This window comes from Sphingopyxis sp. SCN 67-31, assembly GCF_001725095.1.
Genome location: NZ_MEFH01000053.1, coordinates 63853 through 87778 on the forward strand (window position 1 = coordinate 63853; position 23926 = coordinate 87778).

Consider the following 23926-nt stretch of genomic DNA (forward strand, 5'->3'; position numbering starts at 1 on the left):
GTCGGCCACCGCATCGGCAACGGCTTCGGCCGTCGCTTCGCTCTTCACCGATCCGGTCGCATCCGATTCGGCGGCTTCCGGAGCCGCGGGCGATTCGACGGCTTCGGGAGCCGCAGGTGCTTCGGCGGCCTCGGGCGCAGCCGCTTCCTCGGCGGGCGCCTCGGGAGCCGGAGCCGCGGCGGCTTCCTTCGCGGCTTCCTCGGCCTCGGCCAGCTTCGCGGCCTTCTCCTCGGCGCGCTCCTTGGCCTTCTCGCCCGGCTCGCCCTTCTGCGGGTTGCTGCGCGCGGCGCGTTCCTTGACGCCCAGGACGTCGAGGAAGCGGGCGACGCGGTCGGTCGGCTGCGCGCCGACCGAGACCCAATGCTTCGCACGCTCGACGTCGAGCTTCACGCGATCGGGATTATCCTTGCCGAGCAGCGGGTTGTAGCTGCCGATGCGCTCGATGAAGCGGCCGTCGCGAGGGGACCGCGAATCGGCGACGACGATCTTGTAATAGGGGCGCTTTTTCGAACCGCCGCGCGACAGGCGAATGGAGGTAGCCATGATATTGTCCTTCTTTGTCTGAAAATCGGGAATATTCGGATTATTTCTTCTTGTTGATCAGATTGGCGAGGTCGGGCGGCAGGCCGCCGCTGCCCAGCCCGGGCAGACCGCCGCCCATTCCGCCGCCGCCAAGGCCGGGCATGCCGCCGCCGCGCCCGAACAGCGCACCGAGGCCCTTCAGCCCGCCCATCTTGCGGATCTTCTTCATCGCAGTGGACATTTCCTGGTGCATCTTGAGCACCTTGTTCACCTGCTGCACCGTCGTGCCCGATCCGTTGGCGATGCGGATCTTGCGCTTGGCGTTGATGATCTCCGGCTTCGCGCGCTCCCTGGGGGTCATCGATCCCATGATCGCGTCGAAATGCACGAGCATCTTGTCGTCGGTGCCGCTCTGCGCCATCGCCGCCTGCGCCTTCTTGAGGCCGGGGATCATGCCGGCGAGCGCGCCGAGCCCGCCCATGCGGCGCATCTGGTTGAGCTGCGTGCGAAGGTCGTTCAGGTCGAACTGCCCCTTCGCCATCTTCTTCGCCATCGCCTCGGCCTCGTCGGCCTGGATGGTCTCGGCGGCACGCTCGACAAGGCTGACGACGTCGCCCATGCCGAGGATGCGGTTGGCGATGCGCGCGGGGTGAAAGGTCTCCAGCCCGTCGAGCTTCTCGCCCGTGCCCGCGAACTTGATCGGCTTGCCGGTGACGGCGCGCATCGACAGCGCGGCGCCGCCGCGCGCGTCGCCGTCCATGCGGGTCAGCACGACGCCGGTCAGCGGCACCTGTTCGGTGAAGCGCTGCGCGACCTGCACCGCATCCTGGCCGGTCAGGCTGTCGACGACCAGCAGGGTCTCGGCCGGCTCGGCGGTGCGCGCCACCGCCTGCATCTCGTCCATCAGCTGCTGGTCGACGTGAAGGCGGCCCGCGGTGTCGAGCAGCAGCACGTCGAAGCCTTGCAGCTTCGCCGCCTGCAGGGCGCGCTGCGCGATCTGGGTCGGCTGCTGGCCCGCGACGATCGGCAGCGTCGCGACGTCGATCTGCTCGCCGAGCACGGCCAGCTGTTCCTGCGCGGCGGGGCGATTGACGTCGAGCGACGCCATCAGCACCTTCTTGCGCTCCTTTTCCTTCAGCCGCTTCGCGATCTTCGCGGTCGTCGTGGTCTTGCCGGAGCCTTGCAGGCCGACCATCATGATGACGGCCGGCGGGGTGACGGCGAGGTCGAGCTCGGCCGCCTCGGCGCCGAGCATCTCGGTCAGCGCGTCGCTGACGATCTTGACCACCTGCTGGCCCGGGGTGACCGAGCGCAGGACATTCTGGCCGATCGCCAGTTCGGTGACCTGGTCGACGAAGCTGCGCACGACGGGCAGCGCGACATCGGCCTCGAGCAGCGCGATTCGCACCTCTCGCATCGCGGCGCGCACGTCGGCCTCGGTCAGCGCGCCGCGGCCGCGCAGCTTTCCGAAAACGTCGCCAAGCCGATTGCTCAGACTGTCGAACATGCGCCTTTACAATCCCTTACCTACACCGCAACGCAAAAGACGCCGGTGAGCGAAACCTCGCCAACCAGCGGCTATCCGTGGACAGAATTTCCGTCGCGGATGTCGATCCGTCCATCCGCATCATGCGGACGCACGCCGCGCCTTTAGGCAAAAGGGCGGCAAAAGGCAAGTCGCGGCAGCGCAGAAGATCGAAGCGACCGCGCCGTTCCGCCGCCCCCGGATCACTTAACGCAAATTTCACCGCTTCGCGGGCAGTATCGCGTCGATGGTGGGGACTATTCAGACAATGGCGGCGCCCAGGCGGCGCGATCGCAGCGAGGATGCGCGGCGCGATATCGTTGCCGGCGGCATCGTCGTTGCGGCGATCCTGCTTTTCGTGGGCACCGGCAGCAACGTGATGCAGGCGGTGGTCCAGACGCTGATCGGCCTGGGCGGCGGTCCCGACAAGGTGCTGTCGGTCGCGCTGGTCCTCAACATCGCGCTGATCCTGTTCGGCTGGCGCCGCTACGAGGATCTCAACCGCGAGATCCGCGAGCGGACCGAGGCCGAGCAGCGCGCGCGCTACCTCGCCGACACCGACCCGCTGACCGGTTTCCTCAACCGCCGCGCGCTGCTGGCGCGGGGACAGGAGCTGATCGCGCGCGCCGCGGCGCAGCAGCGGCAGGTCGCGCTCTTCCTGCTCGACCTCGATCATTTCAAGACCGTCAACGACATCCACGGCCACGCCGCGGGCGACCGCGTGCTGAAGGTCGCGGCCGACCGGATCAGCACAGTCCTGCCGCCGAACGCGGCCAAGGCGCGACTCGGCGGCGACGAATTCGTCGCGATGCTGGTCTTCGAGCCCGCCGCGCGGTCCCAGATCGACGCGCTCGCGGCGCAGCTCGTCGCCGCGCTCGAGGATTCGGTCGCGCACGACGCGCAGCATATCCGCATCGGCGCCTCGCTGGGGATCGCGCTCGCCGACGACGCGAGCACGACGATGGAAACGATGGTCCGCCAGGCCGACATCGCCATGTACCACGGCAAGGACAAGGGCCGGAACCGCCACATCTGGTTCGAACCGGGGATGGAGATGGCGGTCCAGGTCCGCAACCAGATCGAGACCGGAATCCGCGGCGGCATGCCGCGCGGCGAGTTCGTTCCCCATTTCGAGCCGCAGGTCGACATCGCGAGCGGCCGCCTCGTCGGTTTCGAGATGCTGATGCGCTGGGATTCGCCCGAATATGGGATGATCCCGCCCGAACGCTTCATCCCGATCGCGGAGGAAAGCGGGCTGATCGGCGAACTGTCGCTGCAGGTCATCCGCCAGGCGATGGAGGCGGCCAAGGCCTGGGACCCCTCGATCATGCTCGCGGTCAACATCTCGCCGCAGCAGCTGAAGGACCCCTGGTTCAGCCAGAAGCTGACCAAGCTGCTCGTCGAAACGGGCTTTCCGGCAAGCCAGCTCGAGGTCGAGATCACCGAAAGCTCGCTGTTCGAGAATCTGCCCCTCGTCCGCTCGATCGTCACCAGCCTCAAGAATCAAGGCGTGTCGCTTTCGCTCGACGATTTCGGCACCGGCTATTCGTCGCTGTCGCACCTGCGCGCGCTGCCGTTCGACCGGATCAAGATCGACAAGAGCTTCATCGCGGCGATGCGCGGCAGTTCCGATGCGCGGGCGATCGTCGTCGCGATCATCCGGCTCGGCGAAAGCCTCGCCATGCCGATCACCGCCGAGGGGGTCGAGGACGAAGCGAGCGCGATCGAACTGATGCGGCTCGGCTGCCTCAAGGGGCAGGGCTGGCATTATGGGCGCGCGATGTCCGCCGACGACACGGCGCGGATGCTCGCCGACCGCGGCCTGCTGCGGATGCCGGCGTTGCCCGACGCACCGGCGGGCGAGGAAGACGAATTGCGCAAGCAGGCGTGAAACGCCCTCTCCGCAAGGAAAGCGAGAGTCGGGCGGACTCGGACGCCTCGCTAGACTTCCCCGCCCCGCATCCCTAAATGCGCCCGCTATGGCGGATCGTTTCACCAAGATGCACGGCCTCGGCAACGACTTCGTCGTCATCGACGCGCGCGAGCATGCGGTCGCGATGACGCCGGCGCGCGCGCATGCGATCGCCGACCGCCGCCACGGCATCGGGTGCGACCAGCTCATCCTGCTCGAACCGTCCGACAAGGCCGATGTCCGGATGCGCATCTTCAACGCCGACGGCGGCGAGGTCGAGGCGTGCGGCAATGCGACGCGCTGCGTCGCGACGCTGCTCGGCAAGCCCGCGGTGATCGAGACGCTGGGCGGGATGCTGCGCGTCACGCCGGCCGACGGCGGCGCCGAAGTGACGCTCGGCGAGCCGGCGTTCGACTGGGAGCGGATTCCGCTCGCGATGCCGATGGACACGCGCGACATGCCCGTCGCCTGGGACGAGCTCGAACATGGCGCGGCGGTCAATGTCGGCAACCCGCATATCATCTTCTTCGTCCCCGAGGCCGACGCCGTGCCGCTCGCCGATCTGGGGCCGCGGATCGAGAGCGATCCGCTGTTTCCCGAGCGCGTCAACGTCAACGTCGCCAGCCTCGACGGCGAGGACCAGCTTCAGCTGCGCGTCTGGGAACGCGGCGTCGGGCTGACGCACGCGTGCGGCACCGGCGCCTGCGCGACCGCGGTCGCCGCGATCCGCGCCGGGCTGGTTCGCTCGCCCGTCACCGTGTCGCTGCCCGGCGGCGACCTCGTCATCCGCTGGGCCGAGGGCGAGCCGATCGTGATGAGCGGCGCCGCGACGCGCGTGTTCGAAGGCGAGACCGACTGGGCCCGCTTCGGATGAGCGCCGGCCCCCGCGTCGAGGTCGTCAATTTCGGCTGCCGGCTCAACCTCGCCGAGGGCGAAGCGGTCCGCACGGCGGCGCTGCGCGCGGGCGCGACCGACACGATCGTGTTCAACAGCTGCGCCGTGACCGACGAGGCGGTGCGGCAGGCGCGGCAGGCAGTGCGACGCGCGCTGCGCGAACGGCCGGGCGCCAATGTCGTGGTGACCGGATGCGCGGCGGAACTGGAAGCGCAGCGCTTCGCGGACATGGGCGCGCGGGTGGTAGCCAACGATGCCAAGGGGCTCGCCGAAAGCTACCGCCAAAATCCCGGCGCGAAACCGCGCCGGCAATATGCTCCGTCCTACCCCCCCGCCCTCTCCGGCGCCGACCACGCCCGCGCCTTCCTGGGCGTCCAGACTGGCTGCTCGCACGATTGCACCTTCTGCGCCACGGTGCTTGCGCGCGGGACGGCACGGTCGGCGAGCATCGAATCCGTCATCGCCGCCGCACGCACCGCGCTCGACCGCGGCCAGCGCGAGATCGTGCTCACCGGCGTCGACCTCGCCAGCTATGGCGACGACAGCGGCACCAGCCTCGCTGCGCTGGCCGAGGCGTTGCTCGCCCTCCCCGGCCTCGACCGCCTCCGCCTCTCGTCGCTCGACCCCGACCGCATCGACGACGCGCTGTTCGCGCTGCTGACGCAGGAGGCGCGCGTGATGCCGCATGTCCACCTGTCGCTCCAGGCGGGCGACGACATGGTGCTGCGGCGGATGAAGCGGCGCCACCGCCGCGCCGACGCGGTGCGGCTCGTCGAACGGCTCAAGGCCGCGCGCCCCGGCATCGCGATCGGCGCCGACCTGATCGCCGGCTTTCCGACCGAGGATGCCGGCATGTTCGCGAACACGCTGGCGCTGGTCGACGATTGCGACATCGTCTTCGGCCATATCTTCCCCTACAGCCCGCGCGCCGGCACCCCGGCGGCGCGCATGCCGCAGGTCGGCCGCGCCGTCGCCCGCGAGCGCGCGGCACGCCTGCGCGAGGCCAATGCGCGCCGCCGCCACACCTGGATGGACGCGCGGCGCGGACGCATCGCCGCGATGCTCGTCGAGCGCGACGGCGTGAGCGGCCATGGCGAGGATTTCACCGCCCTGACGCTCGCGGCGCCTGCGGCGCCCGGCAGCATCGTGCCGGTGCGCATCGGCGCGCGCGACGGCGAGCGGATGGCGGCAACCCGCATCGACAAGGATGGAACGGCATGAGCACGAGTTGGAGCGAACGGCTGTTCGGCGGCCTGCGCCGCACGTCGGAACGGCTGGGCGAGAATCTGTCGGGGCTGACCGGCAAGGGGCGGCTCGACGACGACGACCTCGACCGGATCGAGGAGGCGCTGATCACCGCCGACCTCGGCCCCGCGATGGCGGCGCGCATCCGCGAGCGGCTCGCGGCGCGGCGCGACGCGGTCGCGGCCGGCACCGAGGAACTGCGCAAGGTCGTGGCCGAAGAGATCGCGGCGGTGCTGCGCCCGGTCGCCGAACCGCTCGAGATCGACGCCTTCCCGCGCCCGCAGGTGATCCTGGTGATCGGTGTCAACGGGTCGGGCAAGACGACCACCATCGCCAAGCTCGCGCACCTGTTCCAGGAACAGGATTATGGCGTGATGCTCGTCGCCGGCGACACCTTCCGCGCCGCCGCGATCGGACAGCTCAAGGTCTGGGCCGAGCGGCTCGGTGTGCCAATCATGGCGGGGCCGGAGGGCGGCGACGCCGCGGGCATCGTGTTCGACGCGGTCAAGCAGGCGACCGCGACCGGCATCGACGTGCTGATCGTCGACACCGCGGGCCGCCTGCAGAACAAGCGCGAGCTGATGGACGAACTCGCCAAGATCAAGCGCGTGCTCGGCCGCCTGAACCCCGCCGCGCCGCACGACGTCGTGCTGGTGCTCGACGCGACGACGGGGCAGAATGCGCTGTCGCAGATCGACGTGTTCCGCGAGGTCGCGGGCGTCACCGGCCTCGTCATGACCAAGCTCGACGGCACCGCGCGCGGCGGCGTCCTCGTCGCCGCGGCCGAGCGCCACGGGCTTCCCATTCACGCGATCGGCATCGGCGAGACGATCGACGATCTCCGCCCCTTCGACGCCGACGAGATCGCGGGCATCATTGCAGGAAATATCCGATGAGCGACCAGCTTCCCGGCGGCCCCGAGCCGATCCCCGCGCCGCCGCCCGCGAAACATGGCTGGCTGAACTTCGCGATCGATTTCGGGCCGCTGCTCGTCTTCTTCCTCGTCTACAAGTTCAGCTCGGGCGGCAGCGGCGCCTTTGCGGCGACCGCCGGGGCGATCAAGGGCACGCTCGCCTTCATGGCCGCGATCGTCGTCGCGATGGCGGTGTCGAAATGGAAGCTCGGCAGGATTTCGCCGATGCTGTGGATGTCGGGCGTCCTCGTCATCGGCTTCGGCGCGCTGACCGTCTGGTTCCACGACGAACGCTTCATCGTGATGAAGCCGACGATCATCTACGCGGCCTTCGCCATCCTGCTGCTCGGCGGCTGGGCGCTGGGCAAGCCGATGCTCAAATATCTGCTGCAGTCGGCGCTCGAAGGCATGACCGAGCGCGGCTGGCTGCTGCTCTCGCGCAACTGGGGCCTGTTCTTCGCCGTCCTCGGCATCGCCAACCATGTCATGTACGAGCTGATCGAGGCGCAGCGGATGAGCTTCGACCTGTGGCTGACGATCAAGGTGTGGGGCGTGACCGCGCTCTCCTTCCTCTTCACGCTGACGCAGGTGCCGGTGATGCTGAAGAACGGTCTGGCAGTGCCGGAGGAAGCCGAAGGCTGAGGGCCGACATCGCCAAATCCCCCATCGTCATTGCGACCCCGGATCGGGTCCGGGGGAAGCAATCTCCAGCCATCGGCCCGAATGAACGCACGCTTGGAGATCGCTCGCAATGGCTATCCTGTGCAGCTCGATAGCCGCGTGCCATAAACCTGCACCGCCTCTTATCCGTTCGTGTCGAGCGAAGTCGAGACACCCATCAGCCTGGCGCAAGGCCGATGAGTGTCTCGACTTCGCTCGACACGAACGGGACGATGGGTCAGATTAAGGCTCGATGCTCTATAGCAGCGTGCACGAAATCGGCATCACTCCGATTCCAGCGGGGCGGATTCAACGCACGATACTTTGGAACGGGACGACATCGAATGGAATCGTCATTGCGAGCGGCGAAGCCGCGCGGCAATCCAGAGTGTGCGGTAACCGCTCTGGATAGCTTCCCCCGGATCAGGTCCGGGGTCGCAATGACGAAGTAGGTCAATCCAAAGTCATCAGAGTCTAAGTCCCCTCCACCGCCGCCTTGTGCATGCGGCCGTTGAGCACATAATGGGCGACGCCTGCCTGCATCCCGGCCGCCTGCGCGTCGTCGATGTCGCGCACGCGCCGCGCCGGCGCGCCGGCCCACAGCTCGCGCGGCGGAATCTCCTTGTGCTCGGTCAGCAGCGCCCCCGCCGCCAGCATCGCGTCGCTGCCGATGCGGCAGCCGTTCATGACCGTCGCCTTCAGCCCGACGAACGCCCGGTCGGCGAGCGTGCAGCCGTGCACCATCGCCAGATGGCCGATCAGCACGTCTTCGCCGATGATCGTCGGATAGCCGTCGGGACGGAGCGGGGTCGGACCGTCGCAATGGATCACGCTGCCGTCCTGGACGTTCGACCGCGCGCCGATGCGGATATGGCTGACGTCGGCGCGCAGCACGCAATTGTACCAGATGCTGACATCGGGCCCGATCTCGACGTCGCCGATGATCCGGCACCCCGGCGCGATGAAGGCGCTGGGGTCGATGCGCGGCGTCTTGCCGTTCACGCTGATGATGCTGATATCGCTGTGGGTCATTCGCTGCGTCCGAAGAAGATGTGGTTCCAATAGAGGATCGGCAGGGTCGACGCATAATCGTCGGTCCAGCGATCGAAATGCGGGCGGCCGGCAAGCGCGATCCACGCGCCGTCCTCATGCGCCTTGTCGGCGGACTTGAGGGGTCCCGTCAACTGCGCGAGCCGCTGCGGCGTCGCGGCGAGCGCGACCCAGCTCGACCGCGTCAGCATGTCGGGATCGTCGCCGCGGCCCGCCGGGTCGTTGCGGATCGCCGCGGCCCAGCCGCGCGCCTTCGCCTCAGCATCGAGCACGGGTTCGAGGTTGAAGAAGCGGTTCGAGATGTGGATGAGCAGCAGCCCGTCGGGCTTGAGCGCGCGCGCATAGATGCCGATCGCCTCGCGCGTCAGCAGGTGCAGCGGGATCGCATCCGACGAAAAGGCGTCGATGACGAGGATGTCGAAGCGCCCCGCGGGCTGGCCCGCGATCTGCAGCCGCGCGTCGCCGATCACCACCGGCGCATGTGGCGCGCAGCGCGACAGGAAGGTGAATTTCGTCGGGTCGCGCGCGATGTCGACCATCACCGGGTCGATCTCGAAGATCGTCCAGTGCTGGCCCGGCCGGCGATAGCAGCTGAGCGTCCCGGCGCCGAGCCCGACGATTCCGACCGAAGCCCCCGGCCCGGCGAGCGCCTCGATCCGGTCGAGCGCGAGACCGACCCCCGATTGCGGGCCATAATAGGTCGTGGGGTCGAGCTCATGCCCCGCGTCGGTGCGCTGCAGGCCGTGCAGCGTCGTTCCGTGCGCGAGCCGGCGCTGGTGGCGCCAGGGATCGTCGGTGACGGTATAGACGCCGAAATAGCTGCGCACGCGCATGTCCGAGAGGCTGTCGTGCAGCGTGCTCCAGCCGCCGAGCCCGACCATCAGCAGCGCCAGCACCGTCGCATAGGCCCAGCGCCAGCGCGTCACCAGCAGCCCGATCGCGAAGATGAAGCCGCCCCACAGCAGCGCCGGCCCCGCGAATTCGCCGGTCCATGTCCGGACGAGATGAAAGCTGGCGAACAGCGCGATCAGGACGAACAGCGCCACCATGATGCGCGTCGCGCCGGCCGACAGATGCGTCCATTTCTCCCACGCCAGCAGCGGCGGCAGCGGCAGCAGCAGCGCCGCGGCGAGGACGAGCAGCGGATGCTCGTAGACCCAGTCGAACAGCAGCGGCGCGGCCAGCGCGGCGAACAGGCCGCCGAGCACCCCGCCCGCCGACATGACGAGATAGAAAAGCGTCAGATAGCGCGGCGCGGGGCGCAGGTCGTAGAGATGCGCATGGAGCGCCGTCGCGACGACGAACAGCATCCCCAGGCTGGCGATCGCGATCAGCATCGCGGCGCCCCCCGTGCTGAGCAGCGCGAGCCCGCCGACCCCCAGCAGCACCGCCGGCGCGATGACGATGGCGATGCGCGCCGGCGCGCGCGCGGCCGCGAAGGCGATGACGAAGCTCAGCAGATAGAGGCCCAGCGGCAGCACCCACAGCAGCGGCATCGCGACGATATCGGTGGTCAGGTGCGTCGTCGTCGATAGCATCAGCCCCGACGGCACCGCGGCGATCAGCAGCCAGCGAAGCTGGTGGCGCACGGTCGGCCGCGCTTCGGCGCCGCCGCCGTCCCCGGCCATGTCCGCCCCGCCGCGCCACCGCGCCGCGGCGCTCGCCGCGACGAGCAGCACCAGCAGCGCATAGCCCGCGCTCCACCCCCAGCTCTGCACGGCGAGCGGCAGCGCCGGCTCGACGAGCGCGGGATAGCTGATCAGCCCGGCGAAGCTGCCCAGGTTCGATGCCGCATAGAGCATGTAGGGATCGCCCGCCCGCGGATCGGCGGCGAACCAGCGCTGCATCAGCGGCGCCTGCGCGGCGACCGCGAAGAAGACCGGGCCGATCGACGCCGCGAGCAGCAGCGGCACCCACAGCGCCTCCTGACCCGGCGCGGGCGGCGGAAGCTGCGCGATGCCGATCGGCAGCCACAGCGCGGCCGCGAGCAGCAGCGCGATGTGGATGGCCGCCTGCCGCCGCACCGCGAAGCGGCCGAGCCAGTGCGCATAGGCATAGCCGCCGAGCAGCAGCGCCTGATAGACGAGCATCGCGCTGTTCCACACTGCGGGCGCCCCGCCGAGCCGCGGCAGCACCATCCGCGCGACCATCGGCTGGACGAGGAAGAGCAGGAAACTGCCGACGAGGATCGTCAGCACGAACAGCCAGCGGCGCGGCGAGGCGACCGCGGTCATGCGCGGCACCGTATCAGGCGCCCAGCAGCCGCGCCGCGTGGAGCGCGTGATAGGTGAGCACGCCCGACGCGCCGGCGCGGCGGAAAGCGAGCAGCGTTTCGAGGACCAGCGCATCGCGCTCGCCCGCCCCGGCCGCCGCCGCGGCCTCGATCATCGCATATTCGCCCGACACCTGATAGGCGTAGACGGGCACGGCGAAGGCATCCTTCACCGCGCGCACCACGTCGAGATAGGGCAGGCCCGGCTTGACCATCACGCTGTCGGCGCCTTCGGCCAGATCCTGCTCCACCTCGCGCAGCGCCTCTTCGACATTGGCGGGGTCCATCTGATAGGTCTTCTTGTCGCCCTTCAGCAGCCCGCGCGATCCGACCGCGTCGCGGAACGGGCCATAGAAGGCCGACGCATATTTGGCCGAATAGGCCATGATCTGGACATGGCCGAACCCTTCGATCTCCAGCGCCTCGCGGATCGCGCCGACGCGGCCGTCCATCATGTCGCTGGGCGCGATGATGTCGGCGCCGGCGCGCGCCTGACACAGCGCCTGCCCGACCAGCACTTCGACCGTCTCGTCGTTGAGGACATAGCCCGCCTCGTCGATCAGCCCGTCCTGCCCGTGGCTGGTATAGGGATCGAGCGCGACGTCGGTGAGCACGCCGATGGCGTCGCCGAGCGCATCCTTGACCGCCGCGGTCGCGCGGCACATCAGATTGTCGGGGTTGAGCGCCTCGGCGCCGTCCCCGCTGCGCCGCTCGGGCTGGGTGTAGGGAAAGAGCGCGAGGCAGGGGATGCCGGCGGCGACCGCATCCTTCGCACGGTCGACGAGCCGGTCGACCGACCAGCGCGACACGCCCGGCAGGCTCGCGATCGGTTCCTCGGTCCCCTCGCCTTGGCAGACGAACAGCGGCCAGATCAGGTTCGACGGGGTCAGGCGATGCTCGCGCACCATCGCGCGGCTCCAGGCGGTGCGGCGGGTGCGGCGGAGGCGCAGGTCGGGAAAGGCAGCGTGAGTCATGCGGGCGTCCATAGCGGCGCTTGGCCGCGCCGCAAAGCGCCGGATGACCCGTGCGGCCGGGAGGAAGAGGATTTTCCGCGGCGCACGGTTCAGGCGGCGACGACGATCTCGGGCTCGGCCTCGACCGGGAAATTCACCGATCGCGCGATGAAGCACATGGCGTGCGCCTTGCGGTGCAGATCGCGCGCGAGCGCCGCGTCCGACGCGGCGTCGATCACGACGCGCGGCCGCAGCACGACGGCGGTGAACTGCCCCGCGCCGCCGGGCTCCTCGATCATGGCGCCGCGTGCATCGTCCTCATAGGACAGGACATTGACGCCCGATTGCGAGCAAAGGCCCAGATACCAGAGCTTGTGGCACGCCGACAGCGACGCCACGAGCAGTTCCTCCGGATTCCACCGCGCGGGGTCGCCGCGAAAGGCGGGATCGGAAGACCCGGCGATCGGCGCCTTTCCCGGGGCCGCGATCTGATGATCGCGCCGGTAGCCGCGATAGGTCCGGGTCCCCGTCCCGTCGTTTCCGGTCCAGACGACGCGCACCTCATATCCATGCGTCTTCCCGCTCATCGCAGCCTCCCGGTCGATACACCTCGTCTATAGGCGCCGCCGCGCTACAGCGACAGATACATCCGCATCAGGTTCGGGATTTCGGAGCGCTTGGAACATCCGGTCTTGGACAGGATGGACTTGATCTGGCTGTTGACCGTTTCCACCGAAACGCCCCGCACCTCGGCGATGCGGGAGGAGGACGCGCCTTCGATCAGCAGTTCGGCGATGCTGGTCTCGGCTTCGGTGAGCGCGAAGGTCCGTCCCACCGCCCGGCGGTCGAGCATCGGCCGGTCGTCGTCGCGGATCATCAGCAAGGCCAGCGGTTCGAGAAAGCGGTTGTGATCGCCTTCGGGGACCGGCACGCATGCGATGCGGATGCGCCGGTCGCAGGGGCGCTGCACCATCACGCTGCCCGATTCGGGCGCGAACCGCCGCGCCGCCGCCGCGATTCGCATATCCAGTTCGGCCTGCGCCTCGCGGCACGACAGGCGCAGCCGCCCGTCGCGCGCGCCGACGACATCGCCCCGCGACAGCATCGCCTCGGCCTTGCGGCCGGCGGCGACGATCTTTCCGTCGGCCTGGCACAGGATCGTCGCCGGGCCGGCCTGCTCGATCGCGTTCGTGCTCAGCGATGCGGCGCGTCCTTCCAGCTGGATCGACAGGTCGACGGCCTTGGCGAAATGCGGCAGCAACCGCGCCATCAGGCCCGATTCGTTCGGCCCCAGCCCCTGCTGCCGGCGATGGTGGAAAAGGTTGAGGTTGCGCAGCCTGCCTCCTTCGCGGAACAGGACGCCGCTGCTGACGAAATGGCCGTCATATTTCGCGAAGAACTCGTTGTAGAGGGGATCGCGGCGGCGGTCGTGGTCCGACAGATATTCGCTGTCCGTCACCACATGCCCGGCATCCGCGCGCAGCATGGCGGCAAGGCCATGATTCGTCGCCGGGTCCATGCCGCCGATGGCCAGGAAATCCATCACATCGGCCTCGCCGACGCCCGGCGCCACCATCGGATTGAAGCGGGTCGGCCCGAACGAAAGCAGCTGGGCGCTGGTCGCGTGGCACAGCGACGCGAGCGACGTCAGCGCATCGGCCCAGCGCGCCGGCTCGAACGGTGCCTGGATCAGGGCCTCGCGCGTTTCCAGATACCCCCTCGCATCCATCTGCACAGATTAGGAAAATGGCGCGCGCTGTCAAATTTTCGGTGCGTTTGGATGTCGCCCGAATGGCGCAGAATTCCCCATTAGTGGTGATGCCCCCCGCCATCCCCCCCGCTACGGCGCTTCGATGAGCAGAAGCCGCACGCGCGGCGCCAAAAACGAACAACGGGGACAGGGCATGATTCTTTCACTGAAGCAACGGTTTCTCATTTCTTCGGCCTTCCTGGTCCCGGCCGCCGCGGCGCAGGCCCAGACCGTCGGCATCGCCAACGATCAGGCCGCGCGCCTGTCGATCGACGTCGGGCCGGCGCAGACCGTCTGCGGCGACCGGATCGGCATCCTGGCGAACAATGGTCCCGTCGACGTGACCAACGCCGGGGCGATCTGCGGCAACGGCACCAGCGGCAGCAACGACAGCCCCGACGGCGGCATCGTCCTTCGCGCCGGTTCGTCGCACATCGTCAACAGCGGCACGATCGACGGAACGATGTTCGGCATCGCCACCGATGTCTATTACGACGCCGGAACCGACAGCTTCGAATCGAACGCCCCGCGGACCCGCGTCGAGAACAGCGGACAGATCACCGGCAGCCAGAACGACGGCATCCGCCTGTTCGGCGGCGGCAGCGTCATCAACAGCGGATCGATCCGGGGCCTGTCGGGATCGCTGACCGACGGCGTCTCGATGCTGGCGTCGGCCCTGACGCCGGGCGAAGCGGTCACCCTCGACAATGCGGCGGGCGGCACGATCGCGGGGGCGCGGTTCGGCGCGATCCTGACCGGCCCGTCCACCATCGACAATGCCGGCGCGATCAGCGGCGGCGAGGCGGCGATCGCGGTGCAGAGCGATCCGATCCTCGGCGGAACGGCAGCGATCCGCAACGGCGGCACGCTGACCGGCGGCGACGGCGTCACCTTCGGCGGCATCCTCGAACAGGCATCGCTCGACAATAGCGGCACCATCGCCGGTACGGCGCGCCATGGCATCGTCAACGACCAGCCGGGCGTGCTCGTCGTCGACAATCGCGACGGGGGCCAGATCACGGGCGCCCGGTCCGCGATTGTCGCGCGCTTTGGCGGCGTCACCGTCAACAACGACGGCGTCATTCGCGGCAACGGCGCCGATGCGGGCAATACCACGCCCGACGGCGGCGTCGTCCTGCTGGCAGGGACATCGTCGATCGTCAACAGCGGCACGATAAGCGGAGCGACCTTCGGCATCGTGACCGACGCCTATTACAACCCGGAAACCGACAGCTTCGAATCGAACGCCGGGGCCACGTCGATCCGCAACAGCGGCACCATCATCGGCGAAAACAACGACGGCATCCGGCTGATGGGGGGCGGCACCGTCGTCAACAGCGGCACGATCCGGGGGATGTCGGGATCGCTGACCGACGGCGTCTCGATGCTCGCTTCGGCCCTGCGGCCGGGCGAGATCGTCAGCCTCGACAATGCGGCCAGCGGCCTGATCACCGGCGACCGTTTCGGCGCCATCCTCTCCGGACCGTCCGCCATCGCCAACGCCGGCACGATCCGCGGTGGGTTGGCGGCCATCGCCGTCCAGAGCGACCCGATCCTCGGCGGATCGGCCGCGATCCGCAACAGCGGCACGCTGACCGGCGCCGACGGCGCCACCTTCGGCGGCATCCTCGAACAGGCGTCGCTTGAAAACAGCGGCGCCATCACCGGAACGGCAGGCTCCGGCATCGCCAACAACCAGTCGGGCGCGCTGACGATCGACAACCGGGCCGGGGGCACGATCGCCGGCGCGACGTCGGGCGTGCTGGCGCGGCTGGGGGCTGTCGATATCGCCAACGCCGGCACGATCCGCGGCAACGGCGCCGCGGCGTCCGACGCCGGCGTCTTCGTCTCGGCCGGCGAATCGCGCATCGTCAACGCGGGCGTCATTTCGGGCGCGGGCGGCGGCATCGTCGCGGGCGATTTCCGCGAGCCGGGCACGAACAACCTCATCACTTTCGCGGCGGCGACCGAGGTCTCGAACAGCGGCACCATAGCGGGCGAAAGCAACGACGGGCTTCGCCTGATGGGCGGCGGCCGCGTCACCAACAGCGGTACGATCAGCGGCACCGGCGCCAGCCTCGCCGACGGCATCTCGATCTTCCGCCACGATGCGCAGGCGCAGGCCGATTATGTCGCACAGGTCTCCAATGCCGCCGCCGGCACGATCATCGGCGAGCGGTTCGGCATCATCCTGTCGGGCGGCGGCACGATCGCCAACGCCGGCACCATCGACGGCACGGTCGGCGGCGTGCTGGTGCAGGGCGATGCGGGCGGGCCCGACGGCTTCACCGCGAGCATCGTCAACAGCGGCACGATCGCCAGCGCCGACGGCGCGGCGCTGACCAGCTACGTCCGGGCGACCGTCGAGAATAGCGGCACGCTGCGCGGCGGCGCAGGCGTCGCCATCGAACTCGGCGACTATGACGACGTGGTGACATTGCGCACGGGCAGCACGATCACCGGCGCGATCGAAGCGGGGGCGGGCACCGACACGCTCGCTCTCGAAGGCGACATATTGGAACTCACGACCGCGCAGATGCTCGGCGCGGCGCATGATTTCGAGATATTGAACGTCGACGCGGGCTATTGGTCGACCTCGGGGGCGGTCGGCGCCTTCGATACCGTGTCGATCGGCGCGGGCGCAGCGCTGCACATCAACGAAGCCGCCGGGGCGAACCCGATCGGTACCGCGTCGGTGGCGAACGCCGGGCGGCTCGTGCTCGATTTCGACGACGATGCCGCGCTGTCCGGCTTCGCGGACATCGCCATGACGGGAACGGGCGCGGTCGAGCTCGTCGGCGACGCCGTGCTCACGCTCGACACCGCCAACATGGCCCACAGCGGCGGTACGACGATCGCGAACGGCGGGCTCGTCCTGACCGGGCAGCTCGCCGGCGACGTCCGGACACAGGGCGACGGGGTCTTCACGCTCGGTGCGGGCGGCACCGAAGGAAGCTTTGCGGGCGGAATCGTCAACGACGGCCGCTTCGTCTTCGACCGCTCCGACAGCTATGATTTCCTCGGCGCCTTTTCGGGCAGCGGCATCCTCGACAAGCGCGGCGCCGGCACGCTGGCCTTCCTCGGCGATTACAGCTTTCAGGGCGTCACCAACATCTTCGGCGGTGCGGTCCGCATCGGCGGCGTCATCGCGCCGGAAACGCAGTTCGACCTCGGCGCCGGGGGGACGCTCGACATCACCGGCACGGATCAGGTGATCGGCGGCCTGTCGGGCGAGGATAATTCGCAGGTCGTCGTCGGCGCCAACCGGTTGACCGTCGATCAGGACGACAACAGCGCGTTCGGCGGGACGATTTCGGGGACCGGCGGCCTCGTCAAGACCGGCGCCGGGACGCTGAACCTGACCGGCGACAATGTCTACACCGGGCCGACGACGATCAACGGCGGCACGCTCGCGGTCAACGGTTCGATCGCCTCGCCGGTGACGATCAATGCGGGCGGCGTGCTCGGCGGCAACGGCACGGTCGGCTCGACCACCGCGGCCGCGGGGGGCATCATCGCGCCCGGCAACTCGATCGGGCGCCTGACGGTCGCCGGCGACCTCGCGTTCGCGGCCGGGTCGACCTATGAGGTCGAGGCCAATGCCGCGGGCGAGGCCGACCGGATCGACGCGACGGGCCGGGTCACGATCAGCGCCACGGCGAAGGTCGCGGTGCTGGCGGAGAGCGGCGATTACCGGCCGCGCACCGACTATGTCATCCTGACCGGCGCGGGCGGCGTCGAGGGACGCTTCGGATCGGTGACGTCGAACCTCGCCTTCCTCGATCCGCTGCTGCGCTACGGCCCCGACCGCGTGACCCTGTCGCTCTATCGCAACGACATCGGTTTCGCCGACGTCGCGCTGGGGTTCAACCAGACGGGCGTCGCCACGGCCATCGAATCGCTCGGTTTCGACAATCCGCTGTTCGAGGCGGTGCTCGTGCAGAGCGCGGCGACCGCCCAGGCGGCCTATACCGAGCTGTCGGGCGAGCTGCTTTCGGGCGCGGTCAGCGGGCTGACCGACGAGAGCCGCCATCTGCGCGGCGCCCTGCTCGGCCTTCCCGTCCCGGACGAAAGCGGCCTGTTCGTGTGGGGATCGGCCTTCGGCGGCTGGGGCGATTTCGATGCCCGCGGCGGCCAGCGCGCGATGGACACCGATCACAAGGGGCTGGTCGCCGGCGTCGGCATCGGCGGCAACGGCTTCGCGGCGGCGCTCTCCGCGGGCATCGGCAACTCCGATTTCCGGCAGGGCGGCCGCGGCGACCATGCGGACGTCGACAGCAAATATCTGGCGCTCCATGCCCGCTACGGCACCGGCGCGGGCTTCGGCGGCGCGCTCGGGGTCAGCTATGGCTGGCACGCCATCGACACCAGCCGCACCGTCACCGTCGCGCCGCTCGCCCAGACGCTGACCTCCGGCCGCGACGCCGACACGCTCCAGCTCTTCGGCGAAATGGGATATGATCTGGCGGCGGGCAGCGCCGCGATCACGCCCTTCGCGCGCCTCGCCCATGTCCGCATCCGCAGCGACGATTTCGCGGAGACGGGCGGCAGCGGCGCGCTCGCCGTCGCCGACGCGGGGCAGGACAGCAGCTTCCTCAGCCTCGGCGTCCGCGGGCGCCTCAACGCCGACGCGCCGGGCTTTCAGCCCTATGCGTCGCTGGCGTGGAACCGCGCGTTCGGCGACCGCGCCGCGCTGGCGAACGGCCGGTTCGTCGCGGGCGGACCATCGTTCGCGATCCGCGGCAGCGCGATCCCGAAGAATGCGGCGGAGGTCGAGGCCGGCTTCGACTATCGCGCGGGCGGCTTCCACATCGGCGCGGCCTACAGCGGCGCCCTCGCGTCGGGCCGCCAGAGCCACGGCGCGCGGATCACGGCGCGGGTCGCCTTCTGACGGGGGTGGCCGCGCGGCGGCTTACCGCAGCGCCCGGATCTCGTCGTCGCGGCCGGTCATTTCCCAGCGGATGAGCGAGATCGGGATCGACCCGGCGGCGCGGAAACGGTCGTGGAAGGATTTGATGTCGAACCTGTCGCCTTCCTGCATCGCGACGTCGGCGAGCAGTTTCTCGAGCTCGACCTTCCCCATGTAATAGCCGATGCCATAGCCGGGCTGGCGCAGATAAAGCTCGATATCGAACTGCGCCACCGCGTCGCCGGGCTCCATCCACTTCGGCGTGCGCGCGATCAGCGAGGCGTTGGCCTGCTTCCAGGTCCATTCGTTCGCCTGCATCTTCAGCTCGGGCAGGATGCGCGCGGCGCGCTTCGCGCCCAGGATATAGTCGATCTCGCGCGTCTTGGGCCGGTCCTCGAGCAGCCCGGCCTGCAGGATCATCTCTTCCAGGTAAAAGGCCCAGCCCTCGTTGCGCAGGCCGTTGACGAAGAACAGGCGCGGCTTGCCGCGGATCGGCCGCGTGTCGCGCGCCGCCTGCAGCGCGTCGAAGGCGTGGCCGGGCAGGTTGTGCGCGCGCAGCGGGCGCCCGTCGCGGAACTCCGCCTGGAAGAAGAAATGGAGATGCAGCGGCGGATCGAACAGCCCCGGCTTGGCCGGGTCCTTCTCGAACGGGAACTGATACGGCCCCTCCTCGGGATCGTGCTGCACATAATCGGGGATCGTCACCCAGTCGCCGTCGCGCAGGAATTTCAGCAGATCCTCGTCCTCGGCCTTGCGCTTGGCGTCGAATTCGGCGCGCGTCTGCACCGGCTCGGGCATCGCGATGTGGCGGTTGCGATGCTCCTCGATCTTCAGGAAGGCCACCTGCCGCTGATATTCGCGCTCGCCGATCACGGCGATGTCCTCGGGCGTATAGGGCAGCAGCAGGACGTTCTTCAGATACCAGGCATAATTGTCCCGGCCGACGCCGCCGTGCGCCGGAAGCCCCGCCTCGATGCTTTCGAGCCACGCCTTGAACTCCGCGGCGGCGGCCTGCGCCCGCTTCGCCGGTGCGACCAGCGCGGGCTGCACCTGCGCCGCCCGCGCCGCGAGTTCGCCATAGACGTTCATCTCGACCTGCTTCTGCGCGATTCCCAGCCGGGCGAGGTCGCCGCGCGGCTCGGTCAGGTTGACGCGCGCCTGGCGCAACGCTTCGGGCACGGCGTTCAGCCGCGCCGTGAACTCGGCCAGCTTGTCCTTGGGCAGCGGCAGTTTCGGGATCGCGATCGCGCCGTGCATCTTCGGCCCGAAGCCGAGGTTGGTGGTGCTGTAGAAAGCGGGGTCGCGCTTCCACGGCTGAACGACGCGGTGCTGGAATTCCAGCCCGCGCATTTCCGCGAGCACGACCATGTAATCGACGCGCTCGGACACCGGCCAGCCGCTGTCGTCGATCGCCGCGAGCCGGGCCTGGAACCGCTTCAGCTCCTCATATTGCTTCGCCATCGCCGGCGGCGAATAATCGGGGACGCCCTTCACCATCGGCGGCGGCACGAAGGCGCGGAACGCGTCGTAGAGCGCGACGAGCGCCCCATGGTCCGGGCGCGCGGCCTGTTCCTGCGCGGCGAGCGGCGCCGCCGCGGCAAGCGACAGCAGCGGCATCGCGGTCAGCGCGGCGGCGAGGTGGAGCGTCTTTCTCATGGCATTTCCCTTTCGTCCTTCCGTCGCGGCGCGCACGGCCGGGCTACAGCGTGTTGAAGAAGCGGGTGAGCCGGTCCATCGCCTCGCTTACGCGCGCCTCCGATTCCGATCCGAAACAGATGCGCAGGTGGCCTTCGCCGCTCGGTCCGTAAAAGCTGCCCGATTCGACGACGACATGCGCCTCCTGCAGGATCGCCATCGCCAGCTCCTGCGAACCGCGCCCGGTGCCGCTGATGTCGGGAAAGGCATAGATGGTGCCTTCGGGCTCGGCGCAGGTCACGCCCGGCATCTGGTTGAGCGCCTGGACGACGATGTCGCGCTTGCGCCGGTCGGCCTCGACCAGCGCGTGCATCGCGTCCTGCGGCCCCTCGACGGCGGCGCGCGCGCCCTCCTGGACGAAGACGTTGACATGCGTCACGTCGGTCATGGTGATGCGCAGGATCGCGGGCATCAGGCGGGCATCGGCGGTCAGATAGCCGACCCGCCAGCCGTCCATCGAATAGGCCTTGGTGAAGGCGAAGCAGGTGATGGTGCGCTCGCGCATCCCCGGCAGGCTCGCGATGCTGACATGCGGCGCCTGGCCATAGGTGATATATTCATAGACCTCGTCCGACAGCACGAGCAGGTCGTGCGCGATCGCCAGGTCGGCGACCGCCTGAAGCTCGGCGCGGCTATAGACGCGGCCGGTCGGGTTGGCGGGGTTGATCAGCACGATCATCCGGGTCCTGTCGGTGATCTTCGCCGCGATCTTCTCCTTCGAGATCGCGAAATTGTCGGCCTTGTCGAGCTCGGCGATCACTACCTTGCCGCCGGCGAGTTCGGCCTTGCCGACATGCTGCGGATAATAGGGATCGAGCAGGATGACCTCGTCGCCCGGGTCGAGCGCCGCCATGAACGCGGCGAACGACGCATGCGTCAGCCCGTTCGTCACCAGCACCTCGTCGACGCCGTAATCGAGGCCGTTGAAGCTGCGCAGCTTTTCGACCAGCGCCTGCCGGAACGACAGCGTGCCGCGGAAATCGCCATAGTGGACGATGCCCGCGTCGAGCGCCGCCTTCGCCGCTTCCTTGATATGCACCGGCGTGTCGGCGTGCGGCCGTCCGAATTCGAGGTGGATCAGGTCGGCGCCCTGCGCATCGAGCTTCGCCGCCTCGTCATACATGCCGAAGCTTTTCTTCGATCCCGTCGTCAGACGCTGTGCCGGCCACTTCATCATCATGCCTCCAATGCTGTCCATACACGTGAATAATTGCATGATATATGATATTTCAAGCTTAAAATTTTAGGCTTGAAGCTTTTCCGGCATGGGCTTAGGAATCGCCGCATCGTCAACGGTAGGGAGTCGTTCGCAGTGAAGATCGCATGCGTGGGCGGCGGCCCGGCCGGCCTCTATTTCGCCATCTCGATGAAGCTGCGCGACCCCGCGCACCAGGTCGACGTGTTCGAGCGCAACCGCGCCGACGACACCTTCGGCTGGGGCGTGGTCTTTTCCGACCAGACGGTCGAGAATCTGATGGCGAACGATCCCGTCAGCGGGGCGACGATCCGCGACGAATTCGCGCATTGGGACGACATCGACGTCCATATCCACGGCGAATGCATCCGGTCGACCGGGCACGGCTTCATCGGCATCGGCCGCAAGCGGCTGCTCCGCATCCTGCAGGACCGCGCCCGCGAACTGGGCGTCCGTTTCCATTTCGAAACCGAGATGGGGCCCGATCTCGCCGACTGGGTCGATTACGACCTCGTCATCGCCGCCGATGGCGCCAACAGCCGCATCCGCGACGCCTATGCCGAGCATTTCGACGTCGACATCCAGACCCGCCGCAACCGCTATATCTGGCTCGGCACGCACAAGACGTTCGACGCCTTCACCTTCGCCTTCGAGCAGCTCGAAGAAGGCTGGGTGTGGGCGCATGCCTATCGCTTCGACGACAATCTCTCGACCTTTATTGTCGAGATGGCGCCCGAAACGTGGGAAAAGCTGGGCCTCGACCGGCAAGGCCCCGACGAGGCGATCGCGTGGAGCGAGCGCGTGTTCGCCAAATATCTCGACGGCAACAAGCTGATGTCGAACGCGTCGCATCTGCGCGGCTCGGCCGCGTGGCTCAACTTCCGGCGCATCATCACCGGCCAATGGTCGCACGACAAGTTCGTCCTGCTCGGCGACGCGGCGCACACCGCGCATTTCTCGATCGGATCGGGAACCAAGCTGGCGCTCGAGGACGCGATCAAGCTTGCCGAGGTGCTCAACCGCCCGGGTCTCGCCCGCGCCCAGGCGCTGGAGGAATATCAGGCCGAACGCAGCATCGAGGTGCTGAAGCTGCAGAACAGCGCGCGCAACTCGACCGAATGGTTCGAGACGCTCGACCGCTACCTGCCCTTCCAGCCGATCCAGTTCGCTTACTCGCTGCTCACCCGCTCGCAGCGCGTCAGCCACGAAAATCTGCGCCTGCGCGACAAGCGCTGGCTCGAAAGCGTCGAACGCTGGTTCCAGGCGCAGGCGCCCGGCGGCCGCGACGCCGGCGCGCCGCCGATGTTCGCCCCCTACAAGCTGCGCGACATGCAACTCGAAAATCGCATCGTCGTGTCGCCGATGGCGATGTATTCGGCGGTCGACGGCACGCCGGGCGATTTCCATTTCGTCCACTATGGCGTTCGCGCGCAGGGCGGCGCGGGGCTGGTCTATACCGAGATGACCTGCGTCTCGCCCGAGGCGCGGATCACCCCGGGCTGCCCCGGCATGTACACGCCCGAACACGCCGCCGCGTGGCGCCGCATCACCGAGTTCGTCCACCGCGACAGCAAGGCGAAGCTATGCCTCCAGCTCGGCCATTCGGGCGCCAAGGGATCGACGAAGATCGGCTGGGAAGGGATGGACGAGCCGCTCGACGAGGGCAACTGGCCGCTGATCGCCGCGTCCGACGTGCCGTGGAGCGGATCGAACCAGACGCCCCGTCCGATGACGCGCGCCGACATGGACATGGTGCGCGACCAGTTCGTCGCGGCGACGCGCATGGCGATCTACGCCGGCTTCGACATGGTCGAGATGCACGCCGCGCACGGCTATCTCCTGTCGAGCTTCATCACGCCGCTCCAGAACCGGCGCACCGACGAATATGGCGGCAGCCTCGAAAACCGGCTGCGCTTCCCGCTCGAGGTCTTCGCCGCGATGCGCGAGGCGTGGCCCGCCGAACGGCCGATGTCGGTCCGCATCTCCGCCACCGACTGGATGGGCGATGCCGGGGTGACGCCCGACGAGGCAGTGCTGATCGCCGAGGCATTTCGCGCCGCGGGCGCCGACCTGATCGACGTGTCCGCCGGCCAGACCTGGGCCGATTGCAAGCCCGTTTATGGCCGCATGTTCCAGACTCCCTTCGCCGACCAGGTCCGCAACGAGGCGCGCGTGTCGACGATGGCGGTCGGCAACATCTTCGAACCCGACCATGTCAATTCGATCCTCGCCGCCGGCCGCGCCGACCTCGTCGCGCTCGGGCGCCCGCACATGATCGATCCGATGTGGACGCTGCGCGCCGCGGCGCAGCACGACTATCGCGGCGCCGCGGTGCCCTCCCCCTATCTGAACGGGATGAGCCAGCTCGCGCGCAACATGAAGCGTGCGGCCGAACAGGAAGCCGCCCTGCGGGGCTGAGGCGGGAGGAGTC

At 68.7% G+C, this 23926-nt stretch carries 15 protein-coding genes and 1 pseudogene; 7 read left to right on the forward strand and 9 right to left on the reverse strand.

All coding sequences use genetic code 11. The features are described from left to right. Positions 1 to 63 precede the first annotated feature (63 nt). A pseudogene (gene rpsP, locus ABS88_RS07995) lies at positions 64 to 543 on the reverse strand (30S ribosomal protein S16); the annotation flags it as partial. A 40-nt stretch (positions 544 to 583) separates the two neighbouring features. Continuing rightward, a complete protein-coding gene (gene ffh, locus ABS88_RS08000) occupies positions 584 to 2029 on the reverse strand; it encodes a signal recognition particle protein (RefSeq protein ID WP_104959291.1) in 1446 nt (481 codons plus the stop codon). A 286-nt stretch (positions 2030 to 2315) separates the two neighbouring features. Here ffh and ABS88_RS08005 point away from each other — a divergent pair, with 286 nt between their 5' ends. From ABS88_RS08005 to ABS88_RS08025, 5 genes are all read left to right on the forward strand, one after another. Then, positions 2316 to 3938, forward strand: a complete 1623-nt coding sequence (locus ABS88_RS08005; RefSeq protein WP_076073720.1) for a putative bifunctional diguanylate cyclase/phosphodiesterase — start codon at positions 2316 to 2318, stop codon at positions 3936 to 3938. Between the two features lie 88 nt (positions 3939 to 4026). Next, positions 4027 to 4833: a diaminopimelate epimerase gene (gene dapF, locus ABS88_RS08010; protein ID WP_067110680.1), complete on the forward strand. Its 807-nt coding sequence runs from the start codon at positions 4027 to 4029 to the stop codon at positions 4831 to 4833. Next, positions 4830 to 6074 carry a MiaB/RimO family radical SAM methylthiotransferase gene (locus ABS88_RS08015; RefSeq protein WP_104959290.1) on the forward strand — a complete coding sequence of 415 codons (1245 nt, stop codon included), beginning with the start codon at positions 4830 to 4832 and terminating at the stop codon, positions 6072 to 6074. Before dapF ends, ABS88_RS08015 begins: the two co-directional genes overlap by 4 nt. After that, a complete protein-coding gene (ftsY, locus tag ABS88_RS08020) occupies positions 6071 to 6994 on the forward strand; it encodes a signal recognition particle-docking protein FtsY (RefSeq protein WP_076073717.1) in 924 nt (307 codons plus the stop codon). The genes ABS88_RS08015 and ftsY overlap by 4 nt, the downstream gene beginning before the upstream one ends. Next, the gene (locus ABS88_RS08025) at positions 6991 to 7653 is read left to right on the forward strand and encodes an inner membrane-spanning protein YciB (protein ID WP_104959289.1); all 663 of its coding nucleotides are present in this window, start codon (positions 6991 to 6993) and stop codon (positions 7651 to 7653) included. The genes ftsY and ABS88_RS08025 overlap by 4 nt, the downstream gene beginning before the upstream one ends. Positions 7654 to 8145: 492 nt before the next feature. Here the strand turns inward: ABS88_RS08025 and ABS88_RS08030 are convergent, their stop codons facing one another. The 5 genes from ABS88_RS08030 to ABS88_RS08050 all read right to left on the reverse strand — a co-directional run bounded on the left by ABS88_RS08030 (position 8146) and on the right by ABS88_RS08050 (position 13675). Continuing rightward, complete coding sequence (locus ABS88_RS08030; protein WP_067105378.1) at positions 8146 to 8703, reverse strand: gamma carbonic anhydrase family protein; 558 nt, start codon at positions 8701 to 8703, stop codon at positions 8146 to 8148. Next, positions 8700 to 10955, reverse strand: coding sequence for a fused MFS/spermidine synthase (locus ABS88_RS08035; RefSeq protein WP_104959288.1), 2256 nt, complete (start codon positions 10953 to 10955; stop codon positions 8700 to 8702). The genes ABS88_RS08030 and ABS88_RS08035 overlap by 4 nt, the downstream gene beginning before the upstream one ends. 13 nt (positions 10956 to 10968) lie before the next feature. Next, a complete protein-coding gene (hemB, locus tag ABS88_RS08040) occupies positions 10969 to 11967 on the reverse strand; it encodes a porphobilinogen synthase (protein WP_076077486.1) in 999 nt (332 codons plus the stop codon). Positions 11968 to 12056: 89 nt separating this feature from the next. Continuing rightward, entirely contained in the window at positions 12057 to 12533 is a 477-nt protein-coding gene (locus ABS88_RS08045; RefSeq protein WP_076073709.1) for an OsmC family protein, read from the reverse strand. A gap of 44 nt (positions 12534 to 12577) precedes the next feature. Beyond that, entirely contained in the window at positions 12578 to 13675 is a 1098-nt protein-coding gene (locus ABS88_RS08050; RefSeq protein ID WP_158682037.1) for a helix-turn-helix transcriptional regulator, read from the reverse strand. A gap of 175 nt (positions 13676 to 13850) precedes the next feature. Between ABS88_RS08050 and ABS88_RS08055 the strand changes: the two genes are divergently transcribed. Further along, the gene (locus tag ABS88_RS08055; protein ID WP_104959286.1) at positions 13851 to 18587 is read left to right on the forward strand and encodes an autotransporter domain-containing protein; all 4737 of its coding nucleotides are present in this window, start codon (positions 13851 to 13853) and stop codon (positions 18585 to 18587) included. 21 nt (positions 18588 to 18608) lie between these two features. Here the strand turns inward: ABS88_RS08055 and ABS88_RS08060 are convergent, their stop codons facing one another. Further along, entirely contained in the window at positions 18609 to 20261 is a 1653-nt protein-coding gene (locus ABS88_RS08060; RefSeq protein WP_104959285.1) for a DUF885 family protein, read from the reverse strand. Between the two features lie 43 nt (positions 20262 to 20304). Further along, complete coding sequence (locus ABS88_RS08065) at positions 20305 to 21477, reverse strand: pyridoxal phosphate-dependent aminotransferase (protein ID WP_286749587.1); 1173 nt, start codon at positions 21475 to 21477, stop codon at positions 20305 to 20307. A gap of 135 nt (positions 21478 to 21612) precedes the next feature. Here ABS88_RS08065 and ABS88_RS08070 point away from each other — a divergent pair, with 135 nt between their 5' ends. Continuing rightward, complete coding sequence (locus ABS88_RS08070; protein ID WP_076073700.1) at positions 21613 to 23913, forward strand: bifunctional salicylyl-CoA 5-hydroxylase/oxidoreductase; 2301 nt, start codon at positions 21613 to 21615, stop codon at positions 23911 to 23913. The last annotated feature ends 13 nt before the right edge of the window (positions 23914 to 23926 follow it).

What these genes read in the sequence shown, in the direction of transcription:
- ffh (WP_104959291.1), bottom strand. Translation starts at nt 2,029, where the DNA reads ATGTTCGACAGTCTGAGCAATCGGCTTGGCGACGTTTTCGGAAAGCTG.
- ABS88_RS08030 (WP_067105378.1), bottom strand. Translation starts at nt 8,703, where the DNA reads ATGACCCACAGCGATATCAGCATCATCAGCGTGAACGGCAAGACGCCG.
- ABS88_RS08060 (WP_104959285.1), bottom strand. Translation starts at nt 20,261, where the DNA reads ATGAGAAAGACGCTCCACCTCGCCGCCGCGCTGACCGCGATGCCGCTG.
- ABS88_RS08035 (WP_104959288.1), bottom strand. Translation starts at nt 10,955, where the DNA reads ATGACCGCGGTCGCCTCGCCGCGCCGCTGGCTGTTCGTGCTGACGATC.
- ABS88_RS08055 (WP_104959286.1), top strand. Translation starts at nt 13,851, where the DNA reads ATGATTCTTTCACTGAAGCAACGGTTTCTCATTTCTTCGGCCTTCCTG.
- ABS88_RS08025 (WP_104959289.1), top strand. Translation starts at nt 6,991, where the DNA reads ATGAGCGACCAGCTTCCCGGCGGCCCCGAGCCGATCCCCGCGCCGCCG.
- ABS88_RS08005 (WP_076073720.1), top strand. Translation starts at nt 2,316, where the DNA reads ATGGCGGCGCCCAGGCGGCGCGATCGCAGCGAGGATGCGCGGCGCGAT.
- dapF (WP_067110680.1), top strand. Translation starts at nt 4,027, where the DNA reads ATGGCGGATCGTTTCACCAAGATGCACGGCCTCGGCAACGACTTCGTC.
- ABS88_RS08015 (WP_104959290.1), top strand. Translation starts at nt 4,830, where the DNA reads ATGAGCGCCGGCCCCCGCGTCGAGGTCGTCAATTTCGGCTGCCGGCTC.
- ABS88_RS08050 (WP_158682037.1), bottom strand. Translation starts at nt 13,675, where the DNA reads ATGGATGCGAGGGGGTATCTGGAAACGCGCGAGGCCCTGATCCAGGCA.
- ftsY (WP_076073717.1), top strand. Translation starts at nt 6,071, where the DNA reads ATGAGCACGAGTTGGAGCGAACGGCTGTTCGGCGGCCTGCGCCGCACG.
- ABS88_RS08045 (WP_076073709.1), bottom strand. Translation starts at nt 12,533, where the DNA reads ATGAGCGGGAAGACGCATGGATATGAGGTGCGCGTCGTCTGGACCGGA.
- hemB (WP_076077486.1), bottom strand. Translation starts at nt 11,967, where the DNA reads ATGACTCACGCTGCCTTTCCCGACCTGCGCCTCCGCCGCACCCGCCGC.
- ABS88_RS08065 (WP_286749587.1), bottom strand. Translation starts at nt 21,477, where the DNA reads ATGATGAAGTGGCCGGCACAGCGTCTGACGACGGGATCGAAGAAAAGC.